The sequence below is a fragment of the Candidatus Thiosymbion oneisti genome (assembly GCF_900092655.1).
Lineage (GTDB): Bacteria > Pseudomonadota > Gammaproteobacteria > Chromatiales > Chromatiaceae > Thiosymbion > Thiosymbion oneisti.
In genome coordinates this window covers 1-1008 of sequence record NZ_FLUY01001741.1, presented here as the reverse complement: position 1 = coordinate 1008, position 1008 = coordinate 1, and the positions used below count along the sequence as shown (strand labels likewise).

At 56.2% G+C, this 1008-nt stretch carries 1 protein-coding gene; it reads left to right on the top strand.

The annotated features are described in order from the left end of the window. Positions 1 to 170: 170 nt before the first annotated feature. A partial coding sequence (locus BQ17_RS18410; protein WP_218068349.1) for a hypothetical protein occupies positions 171 to 1008 on the top strand: 838 nt, incomplete at its 3' end.

Here is a 1008-nt window from a genome sequence, read left to right as displayed (position 1 = left end):
ACGCCTGAAATACCTGTTTTTCCCTTGCATAACATAACCTTAGCATGCGGTTGCAGAGGCTAAAGTTATCTAGACCCGTTTAAAAAATCGTTGCACCTCTGCCCGCAGCAGGCAGGCGCCTAGGAGACTGCTCCCCTCTCGATGTAACGACCATAGCAGGTGCGGTCGCCGTGCATCTGGAGACCGCATGGGAGAACCCCGTTGAGCCACCGTTTGGAGAGACGAAATGTCCGCCAACCCTGTCAGAGGAGGACATCAAGAAGCAGGTAAGCGAGCACGCGGCAGCTTTGGGTCCGGAAGGGCGTCGGCGCGCCGAGGTCTATCTCGCTTCAGGCGCCTTAGCGGGGAATCTGGATTTCCCGCAGCAAATGCAGCCAGCATCCTACTACCGTTTAGAAGATATCTGGCTCAGCGAGGCAATCGAGTTAAACGCCTATCATATCTGGGAAGATTGCCCCAACGTGTTCGTGCTGCGCCCCTGTGATCGGGCCACCTGGATGGGCGCAGGTGATCCACCAAGCTGGTTGGGAACGATTGCCGGACCTAAGGTTGCGGGGGTCATCACCGGAATAGATTGGTTGCAGACGATCATAGGTCAGAGACTCGATCTGCAGCTCTACTGTCAGGCCCCCGGTTGTTGGCACCCCACTGAGAAAGGCGGGCATTACCGCATCGATGAGCCTGTAGAGTGGCTGCAGGCTGTCGCGCCGTATGTACAACGTCTTGTAGCCGTTCTCCGTTTTGCTGCTCCTCTGGTGGGTCCGTGGATGGCGCATGTCGACGAGGATAGCTACGAAAAGTTGTTTAAGGACGACATCGAACTGATGAAAGCAGTGGCCGAGAAACTTCCGAGAATAACACTAGTACAGGCAGAAAAGACCGACCAGGGCATGATCGCGGCCAACACCCGAGAAGTAACTTCTGCAGAGGGGGCTAGTGTAGTGCGCCATTCTGTTTGGAACTTAAGCGGCGATTGCGCGCGTCGGGCGTCAAATCGATCGCGGCGCC